The following is a 15,382-nucleotide window of genomic DNA, read 5'->3' as shown; positions in this document are numbered from 1 at the left end:
CTTGAGCGATCAAGGTTTTTCGCTTTGGAAGAACGCGATGTCGTTTCTTTCGCGTGAACGCATCTGCGGTTTATGATGCAGCCCGTAATAGATGACGATCGTTAGCGCGACGATCAAACCGCCTATAAGATACATGGTGCGATAGTTCGTATGGGCGGCGATAACCCCCAAAATATAAGAGCCGGAGGCATATCCCGTATCGAAGAAGACAAAGTATGTACCCGTGGCGAGTCCGCTGCGGTGAGCCGGCGAAGATTGGATGGCAATGGTCTGAAAACTTGGGAGCAGCGCGCCGAAGCCTAGGCCGATGATGCCGGCGGTGAGCAAAAAGATGAAAGCGGAATGCGCTTGACTTAACCCGATCATGCCGCCGACGAACAAAACAAGCCCCGGATAAACCAATACATGCGCGCCCAATCGATCGAACAGCTTGCCGGTAAACGGTCGGGAAATTAAGATGATGGCCGCAAATACCATAAAGAAATAGCTGGCGTACTGCGGTAATCCGAGTTCCTTGGCGTAGACGGAAATAAAGGTGGAAATTGCCCCGTAGGAAAAAGCCAATACGCTTGCGGCGATTGAAATGGGAATGGCCCGGCGTTCGATGAACCGGTTCCAGCTCCAGGGGATCCCCGCAAGTTTGACCGTGACGCGCTCGGGAATACGGGTCATCATGCCGCATACGAACGAGAGCACGGAGGCCGCTATGCATAGTCCGAAGAGTACGGTAAAGTCATAGCTTGACATTACGGTTATGCCGAGGAACGGCCCGACGACCATAGCCAGGCTCATAAATAGCCCGAAATATCCGATGCCTTCTCCTTTGCGCTCTGCGGGTACCGTATCCACCGCAATGGCGGAAAAGGCCGTTGCGGCTATGCCGAACCCGACGCCATGCACGATGCGCAGCAGCAGCAGCATGCTCATACTGCTTACCGACAAATAAAGGATGCAGCAAACGGTATAGAGGACGAGTGAAAGAAAGAGCAGCTTCTTCCGATCCCATTCATCCAGCCATTTCCCCGTTAAAGGCCGGAAAATAACCGCAGCTATAACAAAAACCGTAGTGACAAGACCTATTTCTTGTTGTCCCCCGCCCAAGCTCTCAAGGACGAACGTCGGGAGCGTAACTGCATACACGTAGAAGGTCATAAAAATAAAAAAACTGCTGAAGCAGATTGCTAAAAAATTGAGGTTCCATAACGCTTGTTTCTGCATGTCTTGTTCGCTTCTTTCCTTGTTTTGTTCAAACGCCGGCGCCGGCGTAATAAGCTTGAAACCGCAGGGTCAGGCCTTGGATTAGTTTTCTGCCTATGCGCTAATGATGAAACCTGGCGATTCGTCGTTTCGCATACGTTCACTCCTTTTATATCGCATGTATAATATTATCATAACAATTATATGCATGACAACTATTTATCAGTGAAGCATGGCAGGGCCCGCACGCCGCCAAGGAAAAAAGATATTGACAAAATAAATAATTTGTGATATATTAATAAGTTGCTCGTTGACAATTTAATCAAGAGTGTGATACATATAAAGATGACTTACTTGGGAGGGGGCCGTTGGACGATGGAGAACGATCACCGTGCTGGATCAGAGACAGAACTTACGCTTGAACAGGTGAAGGAGCAGTTAATCCTTCAGGGCCAACAACATTCTTCATTAACTTATAAAGCCATTATGGAAAAGCTCGCCCCATTTGATCAGGAACCGGAACAAATTGACGAGTTTTTCGAGCAGCTTTTTGAGCTTGGTATTCAGATCGGCAACGATACGGATGACGGGCTCTCTGTAAGGTCTAACGTTCAGGAGCATGACGAGATGCAGGCTGACGATGACCTGTCGCTGCCGCCGGGCCTTAAAACCAATGACCCTGTACGCATGTATTTGAAAGAAATCGGACGCGTGGGGCTCCTTTCGGCAGAGGATGAGGTCGGCTTAGCGAAAAGGATCGAACAGGGCGATGAAGAAGCGAAACGGAGATTGGCCGAGGCGAACCTGCGTCTTGTCGTCAGCATTGCCAGACGCTATGTCGGACGAGGCATGATGTTTCTCGATTTAATTCAGGAAGGCAATATGGGACTCATGAAGGCGGTCGAGAAGTTCGATTATTCGAAGGGGTACAAATTCAGCACGTATGCGACCTGGTGGATTCGTCAGGCGATTACCCGCGCTATCGCCGATCAGGCCCGGACCATCCGCATCCCGGTGCATATGGTTGAGACCATCAACAAGTTTATCCGCATCTCCAGGCAGCTGCTGCAAGACCTCGGGCGGGAGCCTTCGCCGGAAGAAGTTGCGAAGGAGATGGACCTGACGACGGAAAAAGTACGGGAAATTATTAAAATCGCGCAGGAGCCGGTTTCGCTCGAAACACCGATCGGAGAAGAGAACGATTCCAGCTTGAGCGATTTTATCGAGGATCAGGAAGCGCTGCTGCCGGCTGACGCCGCAGCTTACGAGCTGCTGAAAGAGCAGTTGTCGGACGTATTGGATACACTCACGGAGCGCGAGGAGAACGTACTGCGCCTTCGTTTCGGACTCGCTGACGGACGCACGCGTACGCTTGAGGAAGTGGGCCAAGTGTTCGGCGTTACCCGAGAGCGGATTCGCCAGATCGAAGCGAAAGCGCTGCGCAAGTTGAGACACCCGAGCCGCAGCAAGCTTCTGAAAGATTTTCTGGAATAAGACTGGAACAGGTACGGGAATAAAATATACATGAAGGATGGTGGCGGTATGGAATCGGGATTCATCATTCGTTGCCTGCAATGCGGCGAAGAGTATAAGGTAACGCCCGGGCGGCGTTACTACCGCAACGAACAAATTGTTTTTGGTACAGACAATTACGGTGCAGACCAAATATCCTGCGAATGCGGGAATGCTCTCGAGGAAGTCAGCAAGTTTGAGGGGGGCGATTACGAAGGCGAGTTTATCGTGGAGTGGCGCGACATCTCAAAATAAAATATCCAGAAGGAGATGGCCCGGATGTTTGTTGCCATTCTGTTGTTCGTCATAGCCGGGGTTGCGGAGATCGGCGGGGGCTATCTGGTTTGGCTGTGGCTAAGAGAGTCCAAGCCTGTTTGGTACGGAGTAGTGGGAAGCCTTGTGTTAATTGCCTACGGCGTTATCCCCACTCTGCAGATGTTTCCGAGCTTTGGCCGGGTGTATGCAGCCTACGGCGGGGTGTTTGTTGTTCTCGCCGTCTTGTGGGGCTGGGTCGTAGATAAGAAGGCGCCGGATCATTACGACTGGATTGGAGCGGCCGTTTGCGTTGCGGGTGTGTGCATCATGTTGTGGGCACCCAGAAACTGAATGTCGAGGCAGAACCATGGCGGCAGGAGGGAGAAATCCCGGCAGGGCCCGCCGCACCGAAATCGGAGCTTTGCGCCTGATTAGCGTGGACCGCTCCCCGGCTGCCGCCGTTGGAGCCGGGCTTGTAAGCTGCAATATCGGAGGAAAGGGTAACCTCCAGAACCAGGGTCACTTGGTTCTGGAGGTTTTTCGTTTGCAAATTATGAATAAACGGTGAATTTTCCCGCTTGTAGAACCTGGATTTCCTTTATAAAAACATACTTTTAATATTGACAGTTAAAAGTATATCAAATATAGTTTTAAGTATAGTTTACAAAATAAAAAGAAAAGGGTGAATATATGCTAAAAGTTGGTGTGATCGGCTGCGGGGCAATTGCGCAAAGACGTCATTTGCCGGAGTACAGCAAAAGAAGCGATGTAGAAATCGTAGCCGTTTGTGATTTTAACCTGGAACGAGCTAAAGAAGTAGCTCAAACCTTCGGAGCGAAATTTGCGTTCCAAACGCATCAGGAGTTATTGGCATGCGAAGAGATTGAGGCTGTATCGGTATGTGCTCCCAACTTTCTTCATGCGTCCATTACGCTGGATGCGATTCATGCAGGGAAGCATGTACTTTGTGAAAAGCCGATGGCTACCAGCTTGGAAGAGGCGAAGAGTATGGTGGACGCCGCTTCTGAGAAGGGCGTTAAATTAATGATTGGCCACAGCCAGCGTTTTATGCCGGTACATCTCAAAGCGAAAGAAATACTGGATGAAGGAAAATTGGGGAAGGTATTAAGCTTTCAGACGACCTTCGGTCATTCGGGTCCGGAAAACTGGAGCGTGGATGGCAGCAAAAGCTGGTTTTTTAACCAGGATGAAGCCTTCGCCGGTGTGCTGGGAGACTTAGGAGTTCATAAAGCGGATCTGATTCGTTGGCTGTTGAACGATGAAGTCAGTGAAGTCAGCGCCATGTATGGAACCTTGCATAAAAATACGAATGTCGACGATCATGCGGTGATTACGATCAAAACGCACAAAGGTGCAATCGGGACATTGACAGCGAGCTGGACCTATTATCCTAATGAAAATAACTCCACGATCATTTATTGTGAGAAGGGAACTTTGAAAATAGGTACGGATGACAAGTTCGGCTTGATTGTCGAGCATCTGAACAAGCATCGTGAGTTGTATGAAATGGATAAAATGCAGACGAACGAAGCCGGCGGACAAACCGATTCAGGCATCATCGATCACTTCGTGGAAGGGATTTTGAGCGGACAGGGACATTCGGTTACAGGAATCGATGGCTACAAGGCGCTTGAAATCGTACTGGCAGGCATACATGCTGCGAATGAAAAGAAAAATATTTCGTTGATTGCAACAATCTAAGTTTTTTCAACTAGAAATAAAATGTTTTTAGACTTACTTTTAACATTGACAGTTAAAAGGTATTGGAATATAGTTAATTTGAACGATATGTAAGCGATTAATTTACATCTGAATATAAGGAGGCCTCGATATGAAGTTGGGTTACCAGACGAATACATGGGGCGGAGTCGTTGGGCATCCGGCCGGCGTAACCTCAGTGAAGGATCTTTATTATTTAGCGAATGGGTCTACCGAGCAAGCGATTCAAGATATCGCTGCGGCAGGATACAAAGGGATTGAACTTTTTGACGGGAATTTGATGCAGTATGCAGACCGGCCCGAGGCGTTTACGGACTTGCTTAAGCGCTATGACTTAACCTTAATCGGCGTTTACACCGGAGCCAATTTTATTTATAAGGATATCCAGGACGATGAGTTTCACAAAATCGAGAAGGTTGCCGAATTCGCATCCCAATGCGGCGCGCAGCATCTTGTTATCGGAGGCGGAGCTATTCGCGCTGCGGGAATTTTGGATTCCGATTATACGGAACTGGCGCAATCGCTGGATCGTGCCGCGGCTATTGCGGTCAAATACAATTTGATTCCAAGCTATCATCCGCATCTCGGTACGATTGTGCAAGGACCGGATCAACTGGATCGAATTATGGAGCTTACGTCCATTAATCTGTGTCCGGACACGGCGCATATCGAAGCGGGCGGCGGCGACCCTGTGGCTACGGTGAAGAAATATATGGATCGGATCCTCTATATCCATTTCAAAGATTATGCGAACGGCGCTTTCTTGCCGTTAGGAGAAGGTCATCAGAACTTTGCTGAAATGGTAACCGCTTTACGCAAGAACAACTACAACGGTTGGATCACGGTCGAGCTGGATAGCTATGAGGATCCTTTAAAGGGTGCCCAAATCAGCAAGAAGTTTATTCAGGATCAATTAAATATAAATTAAGCAAAAGTTGAAGGGGGTCATTTCATCATGAAGAAAGCGCTTTCCACATTATCGGTACTGACCTTGGCATTCAGCTTAGTATTAGCTGGTTGTGGAACTGGCGGCAATGGAAACGCCGGCGAAGCCTCGGGAAAAGCAGAGACGCCTGCCGCTGCGCCGGCCAATGAGCAAACGGGTCCGCTGACAATTAACCAAAGCCTTCCGAACAAAGAAATTTTAAGTAAAGGTCCTAACGGTGAGAACGCTGTATCCGCCAAAACGCTGCAGTTGACTCCTGAAGAATTGGCCAAAATCAAGCAAGGAAATTATAAAGCTGCACTTGCTATGCACTATGCCGGTAACGACTGGTCGACAGCACAAATTAAAGGACTGAAAGAAACCTTTGCCAAAATGGGTATCGAAGTGATCGCAACGACAGATGCTAACTTCAAATCGGAGAAACAAGTATCCGACATTGAAACGATCTTGTCCAAAAAGCCGAATATCATTGTCAGTATCCCGGTAGATCCTGTATCTACGGCCGCTGCTTATAAAAAAGCCGCTGCTGAGGGCGTGAAATTGGTATTCATGGATAATAAACCGAACGGCTTGGAGCACGGTAAAGATTATGTCAGCGTCGTATCCGCCGATAACTACGGCAATGGCGTAGAAGCGGCTCATGTGATGGCGAAGGCGATTGGGGAGCAAGGGGATATCGGCGTTATTTTCCACGATGCGGACTTCTTTGTAACGAAACAAAGAACGGATGCATTTGAAAAAACAATCAAAGAGAATTATCCGAACATCAAGATCGTGGAGCGCGGCGGTATTGCAGGACCGAACGACGGCGAGAAAGTTGCTTCCGCTATGTTGACGAAGCATCCGAATCTTAAAGGGATCTTCGTAGTATGGGATGTGCCTGCAGAAGGAGCGCTTGCCGCTGCCCGTTCAGCCGGTAGAAACGATCTGGCTATTACGACGATTGACCTGGGCACGAATGTCGCGCTCGATATTGCCCAAGGCGGGATGATTAAAGGTCTCGGCGCGCAGCTGCCTTACGACCAAGGTGTCGCGGAAGCTATTCTGGCCGCTTATGCGCTGCTTGGCAAAGAAACGCCTCCATATGTAGCGGTGCCTGCGCTTCAAGTAACGAAAGAAAATATCCTGGATTCCTGGAAAACGGTATATCAAGTTGACGCTCCGAACACCATTCAAAACGCTGCTAAGAAATAATGAAATCATTCTTATATAAAGAGGAGAGAAAACAATGCGTAAATTAAATGTAGCTATGATCGGCGGAGGTTTCATGGGGAAGGCGCACTCGTTGGCTTATGCGGGAATGCCTATGTTTTTCTGGCCGGCTCCGGCTCTTCCTCAACGTAAGACGGTCGTGGATATCAACGACGAATTAGCGAAAGCAGCAGCAGATCGTTACGGATTTGAATCCTACTCTTCGGATTGGAGACGTGTTGTCGAGGATCCGGAGATTGACATTATCGATATCGTTACCCCGAACAACTCTCATGCGGAGATTGCGATTGCGGCTGCCAAAGCCGGCAAACATATCATCTGCGAAAAACCGCTTGCCAGAACTGGAGAAGAATCGAAACGGATGCTGGATGCGGTCACTGAAGCCGGCGTTAAGCATATGGTCGCTTTCAACTATCGTCGTACTCCTGCCGTGGCATTGGCCAAGAAGTATATCGAAGAAGGCGCTATCGGGAAAGTCCTCAATTTCCGCGGAACCTATCTGCAGGATTGGTCGGCGGATCCGGCCTCGCCGCTCTCCTGGAGATTCCGGAAGGATATTGCCGGCTCCGGAGCGCTGGGCGATATCGGCACGCACGTTATTGACTTTGCCCGTTACTTGGTTGGCGAAATTACTGAGGTTATGGGTGTGGCGAGTACCTTCATTAAAGAGCGTCCGATTCAATCCGGTTCTGTAGATAAATTGGGAACGGTGAAGGCAAGCGGCGACGTGAAGAAAGAAGCGGTAGACGTTGACGATGAAGTGAGCACCTTGCTTCGTTTTGAGAACGGCGCCGTGGGCAGCATAGAAGCTACGCGCAACGCATGGGGACGCAACAACTTCTTGACCTTCGAGATTCACGGCGAAACGGGTTCCATTTATTTCAACTATGAGCGTCGTGACGAGCTGCAGGTTTGCTTCTCTAACGATCCGAGCGACAGACGCGGCTTTAGAACGATTTATACCGGGCCTAATCATCCGTACGGCGAAGCGTTGTGGCCGATTCCCGCACTAGGCATTGGCTACACCGAAACCAAAATTATCGAAGCGCATGATTTTATTTCGGCTATTGTGAACGATACGGACGTTTCACCGAATTTCTACGACGGCTATCGAATTGCTGTCATTTCCGATGCGATTATTGAGTCTGCCAACAGCGAAAAATGGGTTAAAACGATCTAAGATCAAGAACTGCGAATGCGAATAAAGTGATTTTCTAACGGGGCGGAGTGCCGTCCCGTTAGAATCCTTGCAAAGGGGACTTCTTATGGAAACGCCATTTTTGGAAATGCGAGATATCTCCAAATCATTTAACGGAATCAAAGTTCTCGATAACGTCCATTTCGAATTAAAAAAGGGAGAAGTTCATGCCCTGATGGGCGGCAACGGTGCGGGTAAATCGACTTTGATGAAAATTTTGACGGGCGTTTATGAACTGGATGCCGGACAAATTTATATAAACGGTTCTGAAGTGCAGATCAAGACGCCGACCGATGCGGAAAAGAATGGCGTATCGATGATTTTTCAAGAGTTCAGTCTGATTCCTACATTAACGGTAGCCCAAAATATATTTTTGAGCCGGGAACCGAAAACAGCGATGGGGTTCATCGACGATAAAAAATGCGTGAAACTGACCAAGCAGCTGCTCGAAGAGCTGGATGTCGATATTAAACCGAATGACGTCGTAGCCGACTTGGGAGTCGGGTATTGGCAAATGACCGAAATTGCGAAAGCGCTGTCGAAAGAAACGAAAATATTGATTATGGATGAGCCCACATCCTCATTAACGAAGCGGGAAACGGAAGTGCTGTTTGAATTTATCGGACGATTGAAGCAAAAAGGAATTTCGATTATTTATATTTCGCACCGCATGGATGAAATTTTTCAAATTTGCGACCGAATTACGATCATGGGTGACGGACGTCACATCATCACGGCGGAAACAAGCCAATTGGATATGGACAGCGTGATTCAGCACATCGCCGGTAAAAACTTGGAAAAATTCGAATGGAAAGAACGAAAAGGCAAGTCTAACGAAACCGTTATTCTTCAAGTGGATAATTTGCAAACAAACAACCGGGTGAACGGTGTCAATTTCAAATTGAAGCACGGGGAAGTTTTGGGGATCGCGGGTTTAATGGGAAGCGGACGAACCGAAACGATGCGGGCGTTGTTTGGGATCGATCCGGTGACCGGCGGAGACATCTATATAAAAGGCCAGAAAACCGTAATCCGGTCGCCGCAAGACGCTATCCGCAGCGGACTTGCATTGGTGCCTGAGGACCGAAGAGTTCAGGGATTGATCCTGGATCTTCAAGTGAAAGATAACATTCTGCTGCCGTCCCTCTCGAAGATTACCAACGTCCTTGTCAATGACAAAAAAGGAAATGAAATTTCCGAGGAATGGGTCAAAAAACTGAACATTAAAACAGACTCCATTAACAAAACATCGCGGTTATTATCCGGCGGTAACCAGCAAAAAATCGTGTTTGCCAAATGGCTGGCCAATTCGCCCGATATTATTATGTTAGATGAACCGACCATCGGGATCGATATCCGGGCTAAAGTCGAGATTATCGATATGGTACGCGATTTGGCCGATGAAGGAAAGAGCATCTTGCTTATTTCCTCGGAAATGACAGAGCTTCTGGCTGTCAGCGACCGAATACTCGTCTTTCATGACGGGAAAGTAGTTAAGGAATTTATGCGTGAGGACATCAAATCAGAGGAGGATTTGCAGCATGCAATCCAAGGCTTCTAGTGGAGTTTCATTGCTTAGGCAGTTTAATTGGAGACAATATATCGTTTATTTGGCCTTCATCGGCGTATTAATTTATTTCTCTGTGACTTTGAGCGATGAAGGATTTTTGACAACGAACAATATTTTAAACATTGTGCGCCAAACCGCGATCATTTCGATTATGGGCGTGGCGATGACCTTCGTCATCAGTACAGCTGAAATCGATTTGTCCGTCGGTTCCATCGCGGCGCTTTCCTCTCTAACGTCGGCCATGGCGCTGGAAGCGGGCTTCGGCATGATCGGAGCGATCGTTGCCGGTTTGGGCACAGGCTTCCTGATCGGGCTCATTAACGGATTGCTGGTGACGAAGGTCATCATCCCTTCCTTCCTCGTGACTCTAGGCATGATGGGCGTGACGAAGGGATTGGCGATGTGGGTGACCAATACGGCGCCGGTTCCGATTATTGACAAAACGTTTGTTTATATTTTCGGCTCCGGCGATGTCGGCGGTATTCCGGTCTTATTATTCTGGACGGTCATAGCGGTAGTGCTCGGGCACGTTGTTCTGCGGAAAACCGCATTTGGGCGAAGAACGCTGGCAACCGGGGGCAATCAAAGCGCCGCGAGATTTTCCGGTGTTAACGTAACGAAAACGAAATTGTATGTATTGATCGGCTCCGGCGTGATGGCTGGGCTTGCCGGGATGCTGTATGCGGGACGGATGCACTCCGGACGGTACACCTTCGGCGAGGGAGATGAATTGTCCGTTATCGCTGCCGTTATTTTGGGAGGTACCAGTTTGTTCGGAGGTGTCGGTACGGTCATCGGGACCGTCATCGGATCACTGATGATCGGAACGATTAATAACGGATTGATTATTATGGGATTGGATGTCAGCCAGCAAATGATCGTGAAAGGACTCATCATCATACTCGCGGTGGCGTTCGGGCGAAAAGCTGTCGCCAAGTGATGGGAAGGGATTTGCTATGGGAAACCTACGAGCAGCGATATTGGGAGCGGGGTTTATCGGGCAAGCCCATATTGAAGCGATAAGGCGGCTTGGCTTTGTCGATGTGGTTGCAGTCGCACAGAATGGCCAAGAGAAGGCTGAAGAAGCTGCCAGATCGTTGAACGTTCCTAAAGCTTACGGGAACTATATGGACCTGCTGCAGGATAAGGATATCGATGTGATTCATAATTGTACGCCTAATTACCTGCATTATGAGACGAGTAAGCAGATCTTATTGCACGGGAAACACCTGCTCTCCGAGAAGCCATTAACGTTGACGAGCGAAGAAGCGAAAGAATTGTACCATTTGGCCAAAGGGAAAGATCTCGTAACCGGAATCAACTTTAACTACCGGCAATTCCCTATGGTTCAGCATCTGCGCGGTATGGTAAGGGAACATGATTTGGGCAATATCCGAATTGTCCGAGGCCATTATTTACAAGACTGGTTGTTGTACCAAACCGATTATAACTGGCGCATAGAACCCGAGTATGGCGGACGCACGCGTGTCATCGGCGATATCGGCTCCCATTTGTTCGACCTTGCACAATACGTGACAGGGGCGAGAATTACGGAGGTTCTGGCTGATACATCGATCGTTTACCCTATACGCTATAAACCGTTAAAGGGGCAGCAGACGTTTCAAGCAAGCGAACAGAAAGAGACAGAGCCCGTTGAAATCAAAACCGAAGATTACTGCTCGGTATTGGTCAAATTCGACAACGGATCGAGGGGCGTATTTACCGTTTCCCAAGTATCGGCAGGAAACAAAAATGCGCTGGAGTTAAATTTAGACGGCGACCTTGCTTCCGGTTCTTGGAAGCAAGAGGAGTCGTTTCGATTGGTCGTGGGATATCGGGACAAACCGAGCGAAACCGTCTTGAGAGACCCGAGTTTGTTGAAGAAAGAAGCGCTTCCCTTCCTGCACTATCCCGGCGGGCATGAAGAGGGCTGGACAGAAAGCCTCAAAAACATGATGCAAAACTTTTACGATGCTGTAAGATCGAAGTCCTTGATTTCGGATTCCGTCGCTTCTTTCAAGGAAGGGTATCAAATTATGCTGATTATCGATGCCATCGTGAAAAGCGCCGACACCGGAAGCTGGGTCAAAGTAGAGACGGTCAGTTAAGATGATCGTAATTCATATTCCATAGAGAATGAAGGTGCGGCCATTCGCTTGATAAGTAGATTTCAATCTGTTGGAACCAAGTTGTTCCTTATTTTTTTTATCAGCATCGTGACCTTTGTATTAACGGTTGGTTTAGTTTCCTATAATATCTCCAAAAATACGATAAGCAGTCAGGTTTCCAAAGCATCGTTGCAGACGGTCGTCCAAGCGAGCGAAAAGCTGGATTTTATGTTTCGTGATTTCGAAACGATATCCAGCCAAATCCAAACCAATACCGAGCTTATGGATCAGATGTGGAAGCTCCTGTATTTTGAGGTCGATCAGGATGAAAGAGTCGCCATCCATCGGAAAATATTGAGTTCGATGAACCTGTTGCTTCACTCGAATCCGAATGCCGAGGGCATTTACCTGTTGAACGAAAAGGGTTCTTTCGGTACATCGAATCAAAAAATTCCAACTCAATTTATGGAGCAGGATTGGTACAAAAAGACAATCGAAGGCGGCGGCAAGTTTTTCTGGCTTGCGCCTCGCGAGCGGGGTTATCTAGGTCTGGGGAAGGAAAACACCCAACTATTTGCCGTTGCACAAGTCTTGAAAAACTCATTAAACGAAACGGTTGGCGTACTGTTGATCGAGTTTGATGCGAATCTGCTGTCGGAAACCTTGGACAAGGTGAAGCTGGAATCGGGCAATGTGTTGATTCGGGAGTCTTCCGGTCAAGTCGTAGCAAGCACAGACCCGTCGTTTACCGATCAGGTTGCTTCGCTTAAGCTGGACGAAGCGGAGGGGCAATTCAGCATTAAGGCAAACGGGATGGAAGCTTTAGTCGTTTACAAGGTGTCCGATGTGACGAACTGGTCCTTAATCGGCTTTATTCCGAAGCAGTTTTTGTACGCCGAAGCTAATTATATTTTCCGTATCACCGTCCTGTGCGCAATCTCGGCCGCTCTGCTGGCTGTTGTCATCGGTTATTTAATTGTAAGAAGAGTCGGCAGACCGTTAATCCAAATTCGCGATTTAATGCAAACAGGAGCAAAAGGGAATTTAACCGTAAAGTCGGATCACAGAAGTAAAGACGAGATCGGCCAGTTGGGAAACAGCTTCAACGAAATGATTGAGAAAATCACATCGCTTATTAGCGATACAAGCGTTCTTGCAGGCAAAGTTCTTCATACGGCCAATGAGATCGTCTCCGGATCGGACAAAACTTCGACTTCCGCCAAAGAGATTGCGATGGCTACGGAAAGTATCGCCTCAGGAGCCGGAACACTGGCCGAGGAAGCGATGCGCAGCAATGAAATCACGCAAAACACCCAGCTGCAGCTGTTGTCGGTGGCGGAGAGCAATTCGGAAATTTCGGCATCCGCATCTGAAGTCATGCTGATAAGTAATGAAGGCATTCATCATATGAGCAACCTCATGACGGATACTTACACAGCCGAAGATACTTTGCGTACAATGGCCGACAAAATGGGACGGCTGCAAGAAAGTACCGGATCCATCGAAAAAATCATCCAGGTGATGGAGCAAATCAATAACCAAACCAATATTTTGTCATTGAACGCAGCCATTGAAGCCAGCAGGGTCGGCGCAGCAGGTAAAGGATTTATGGTGGTTGCCCAAGAAATGCGAAGCCTTGCCAGCCAATCGAGGGAATCGATCCAGGTCGTCTCTGGGATCATCCATGCGATTCAGGAGGAGATTACAGGAACGGTCTCCTCGTTCTTGGAATCGCGGCAGATTTATTCCGCTCAAGTGAATGCCGTCAAGGAAGCGAATGCGATATTTCAGAGCGTGCACGATTCGATGGAGCATGTCATCAGCAAATTAGGCGACAGCACGTTATTGATTCAGCAATTGAAGGAATCGCAAACCGCACTTGGCGAATCGATCGGCAACGTTAGCGCGGTATCCCAGCAAGCGTCCGCCGTGTCCGAAGAGGTTGCCTCTCAGAGCAGCGAGCAGTTGAAAATCAGCCGTGAGCTTGTTGGGCTGTCGACGCAGCTCAAGCAGTTGTCGGATGCGCTGAAGGAATCCTTATCCAAGTTCAAAATAAGTGAATAGGATGCATGCTGACGGGGCTATCCTAAAAGTTTAAACAGACTTCCGGGATAGCCCCTCGTGTTTAAGTATGGAAATAGAAAATGATTTACTATTAGATGGAGGGCCTTTATATTAGATTAGGATACAACCGTCCAAACCAACGCTTGTTACAACCTGCAAGTGTTGTTTTGTATTTAGAAATATGAAAGTGGTGAAATAACGTTGCTTTCCATGACTGCAAATGTTCTCCAGATCATAAGAAGAGCTAAGGATCCGATGGCCAAAACGGATGTAGCAGCCGTATCCGGGCTATCCTTATCCGCTGTATCAGACCATATCGAACGTTTGCTCAAAGAAAATTTAATACAAGTTTCCAATATAGGAAATTCAAGCGGCGGCAGAAAGCCGAGGCTATATACGTTAAATAAAGACGTCGGTTATATCATTTCGGTCGAATTAGGAACGTCCAGTGTCCAAGTGGCACTAACGGATTTTGACTGTAATATTTTATGTTATGATCGTTCGCCGGTTAACCTGAGCGAAGGTCCGGAGACCGTATTAACGTATATTTATAAAATGGTAGAACAATTGATGCTCGAACATCATATCAGTAAGAGCACGGTATTAGGGATCGGCATCGGAATTCCCGGCCCCGTCGAATTTGCTTCCGGCCTGCCGATTTCACCGCCGATTATGCCGGGATGGGACCGCTATCCGATCCGGGAGTTCTGGTCTCAATATTTTGATTGCCCCTGTTATGTCGATAACGATGTAAACATTATGGCCTTAGGGGAACATGCCAAGGGATTAAACTTCGAAATAGACAATTTAATTTATATTAAAATCGGGACGGGTATCGGCGCAGGGATCATCTACGACGGCAAACTGTATCGCGGCTCCAGCGGCAGCGCCGGGGATATCGGCCATTTTGATGTCGGTGCGGATGTCAACTGTTGGTGTGGCAATACAGGCTGTCTAGAGGCGGTTGCAGGCGGGAAGGCGATTGCCTCGAAGGCGAAGGAGCTGGCATTGGCCGGGAGAAGCGATTTCTTGCTTGATATCGTAGAGGAAAAAGGAGGGCTAACGCTTAAAGACATAGGCCTCGGCATTCAAAGACTGGATTCCTTATCGGTGGAGTTAATTCGCGATAGCGGTGCTTTAATAGGGCGAGTCCTCGCATCTCTCGTTAATTATTCCAATCCTTCATTAATCTCGATTGGCGGCGGCGTATCCGAATTTGGCGATATTGTATTGGCAGCTATAAGACAAGGGATTTATCAGAGATCCCTGCCGCTCGCAACCCGTAATTTAATCATTAATAAATCGATTCTTGGACGAAAGGCCGGATTGATTGGCGGAGCTTTTATGACCATAGATCAACTAATCATCAATTCTACGGATGACAATGCGCATACGTTTTTTGAACCGAAAGCCAAGCTTCAATAACCGTTAAAACACGGGATCCTTCGTTATGTGCAATGAATAGCCTTGGAGACTCCACTTGTCCTGTGAGCGGGCCTGAGTGGGGAGTCCTCGGGGCTTTTTCGTTGTGGCTGCCGTAAGGCAAGGAATGATTTTGGACTTGCAAACCCATATCAAAA

General features: G+C 48.1%; 13 protein-coding genes. 12 read left to right on the top strand and 1 reads right to left on the bottom strand.

Annotated elements, in window-relative coordinates; all coding sequences use genetic code 11:
- Positions 1-9: 9 nt before the first annotated feature.
- On the bottom strand, positions 10-1,218 hold the full coding sequence (locus PVA01S_RS01960) for an MFS transporter (protein ID WP_127604750.1): 1,209 nt from the start codon (positions 1,216-1,218) through the stop codon (positions 10-12).
- A gap of 354 nt (positions 1,219-1,572) precedes the next feature.
- Here PVA01S_RS01960 and rpoD point away from each other — a divergent pair, with 354 nt between their 5' ends.
- From rpoD to PVA01S_RS01900, 12 genes are all read left to right on the top strand, one after another.
- Positions 1,573-2,691 (top strand): RNA polymerase sigma factor RpoD, encoded by a 1,119-nt coding sequence (gene rpoD / locus PVA01S_RS01955; protein WP_127604748.1) that lies wholly within the window; start codon positions 1,573-1,575, stop codon positions 2,689-2,691.
- Between the two features lie 48 nt (positions 2,692-2,739).
- A complete protein-coding gene (locus tag PVA01S_RS01950; RefSeq protein WP_230876074.1) occupies positions 2,740-2,964 on the top strand; it encodes a hypothetical protein in 225 nt (74 codons plus the stop codon).
- A gap of 24 nt (positions 2,965-2,988) precedes the next feature.
- Positions 2,989-3,315 (top strand): YnfA family protein, encoded by a 327-nt coding sequence (locus tag PVA01S_RS01945; RefSeq protein WP_054796374.1) that lies wholly within the window; start codon positions 2,989-2,991, stop codon positions 3,313-3,315.
- Between the two features lie 339 nt (positions 3,316-3,654).
- Complete coding sequence (locus PVA01S_RS01940; protein ID WP_127604746.1) at positions 3,655-4,686, top strand: Gfo/Idh/MocA family protein; 1,032 nt, start codon at positions 3,655-3,657, stop codon at positions 4,684-4,686.
- A gap of 130 nt (positions 4,687-4,816) precedes the next feature.
- Positions 4,817-5,632 carry a sugar phosphate isomerase/epimerase family protein gene (locus PVA01S_RS01935; RefSeq protein WP_127604744.1) on the top strand — a complete coding sequence of 272 codons (816 nt, stop codon included), beginning with the start codon at positions 4,817-4,819 and terminating at the stop codon, positions 5,630-5,632.
- A gap of 27 nt (positions 5,633-5,659) precedes the next feature.
- Complete coding sequence (locus PVA01S_RS01930) at positions 5,660-6,844, top strand: substrate-binding domain-containing protein (RefSeq protein ID WP_127604742.1); 1,185 nt, start codon at positions 5,660-5,662, stop codon at positions 6,842-6,844.
- Positions 6,845-6,878: 34 nt separating this feature from the next.
- The gene (locus PVA01S_RS01925; protein ID WP_054799207.1) at positions 6,879-8,042 is read left to right on the top strand and encodes a levoglucosan dehydrogenase; all 1,164 of its coding nucleotides are present in this window, start codon (positions 6,879-6,881) and stop codon (positions 8,040-8,042) included.
- An 85-nt stretch (positions 8,043-8,127) separates the two neighbouring features.
- Positions 8,128-9,621 (top strand): sugar ABC transporter ATP-binding protein, encoded by a 1,494-nt coding sequence (locus PVA01S_RS01920; protein WP_127604740.1) that lies wholly within the window; start codon positions 8,128-8,130, stop codon positions 9,619-9,621.
- On the top strand, positions 9,602-10,570 hold the full coding sequence (locus tag PVA01S_RS01915; RefSeq protein WP_054796372.1) for an ABC transporter permease: 969 nt from the start codon (positions 9,602-9,604) through the stop codon (positions 10,568-10,570). The genes PVA01S_RS01920 and PVA01S_RS01915 overlap by 20 nt, the downstream gene beginning before the upstream one ends.
- Positions 10,571-10,586: 16 nt before the next feature.
- Positions 10,587-11,738, top strand: a complete 1,152-nt coding sequence (locus tag PVA01S_RS01910; RefSeq protein WP_127604738.1) for a Gfo/Idh/MocA family protein — start codon at positions 10,587-10,589, stop codon at positions 11,736-11,738.
- A gap of 48 nt (positions 11,739-11,786) precedes the next feature.
- Entirely contained in the window at positions 11,787-13,802 is a 2,016-nt protein-coding gene (locus tag PVA01S_RS01905; RefSeq protein WP_127604736.1) for a methyl-accepting chemotaxis protein, read from the top strand.
- A 255-nt stretch (positions 13,803-14,057) separates the two neighbouring features.
- Positions 14,058-15,227, top strand: a complete 1,170-nt coding sequence (locus PVA01S_RS01900) for an ROK family protein (RefSeq protein ID WP_164751714.1) — start codon at positions 14,058-14,060, stop codon at positions 15,225-15,227.
- Positions 15,228-15,382 lie beyond the last annotated feature (155 nt).

The sequence above is a fragment of the Paenibacillus validus NBRC 15382 genome (genome assembly GCF_004000985.1).
Lineage (GTDB): Bacteria > Bacillota > Bacilli > Paenibacillales > NBRC-103111 > Paenibacillus_G > Paenibacillus_G validus.
The sequence above is the reverse complement of the archived record's forward strand: the minus strand, read 5'-3'. Positions and strand labels throughout refer to the sequence as shown.

Excerpts from the sequence above, each read along its gene's own strand:
- PVA01S_RS01915 (WP_054796372.1), top strand. The coding sequence starts at position 9,602 with ATGCAATCCAAGGCTTCTAGTGGAGTTTCATTGCTTAGGCAGTTTAAT.
- rpoD (WP_127604748.1), top strand. The coding sequence starts at position 1,573 with ATGGAGAACGATCACCGTGCTGGATCAGAGACAGAACTTACGCTTGAA.
- PVA01S_RS01940 (WP_127604746.1), top strand. The coding sequence starts at position 3,655 with ATGCTAAAAGTTGGTGTGATCGGCTGCGGGGCAATTGCGCAAAGACGT.
- PVA01S_RS01960 (WP_127604750.1), bottom strand. The coding sequence starts at position 1,218 with ATGCAGAAACAAGCGTTATGGAACCTCAATTTTTTAGCAATCTGCTTC.
- PVA01S_RS01945 (WP_054796374.1), top strand. The coding sequence starts at position 2,989 with ATGTTTGTTGCCATTCTGTTGTTCGTCATAGCCGGGGTTGCGGAGATC.
- PVA01S_RS01925 (WP_054799207.1), top strand. The coding sequence starts at position 6,879 with ATGCGTAAATTAAATGTAGCTATGATCGGCGGAGGTTTCATGGGGAAG.
- PVA01S_RS01935 (WP_127604744.1), top strand. The coding sequence starts at position 4,817 with ATGAAGTTGGGTTACCAGACGAATACATGGGGCGGAGTCGTTGGGCAT.
- PVA01S_RS01930 (WP_127604742.1), top strand. The coding sequence starts at position 5,660 with ATGAAGAAAGCGCTTTCCACATTATCGGTACTGACCTTGGCATTCAGC.
- PVA01S_RS01900 (WP_164751714.1), top strand. The coding sequence starts at position 14,058 with ATGGCCAAAACGGATGTAGCAGCCGTATCCGGGCTATCCTTATCCGCT.
- PVA01S_RS01910 (WP_127604738.1), top strand. The coding sequence starts at position 10,587 with ATGGGAAACCTACGAGCAGCGATATTGGGAGCGGGGTTTATCGGGCAA.
- PVA01S_RS01950 (WP_230876074.1), top strand. The coding sequence starts at position 2,740 with ATGGAATCGGGATTCATCATTCGTTGCCTGCAATGCGGCGAAGAGTAT.
- PVA01S_RS01920 (WP_127604740.1), top strand. The coding sequence starts at position 8,128 with ATGGAAACGCCATTTTTGGAAATGCGAGATATCTCCAAATCATTTAAC.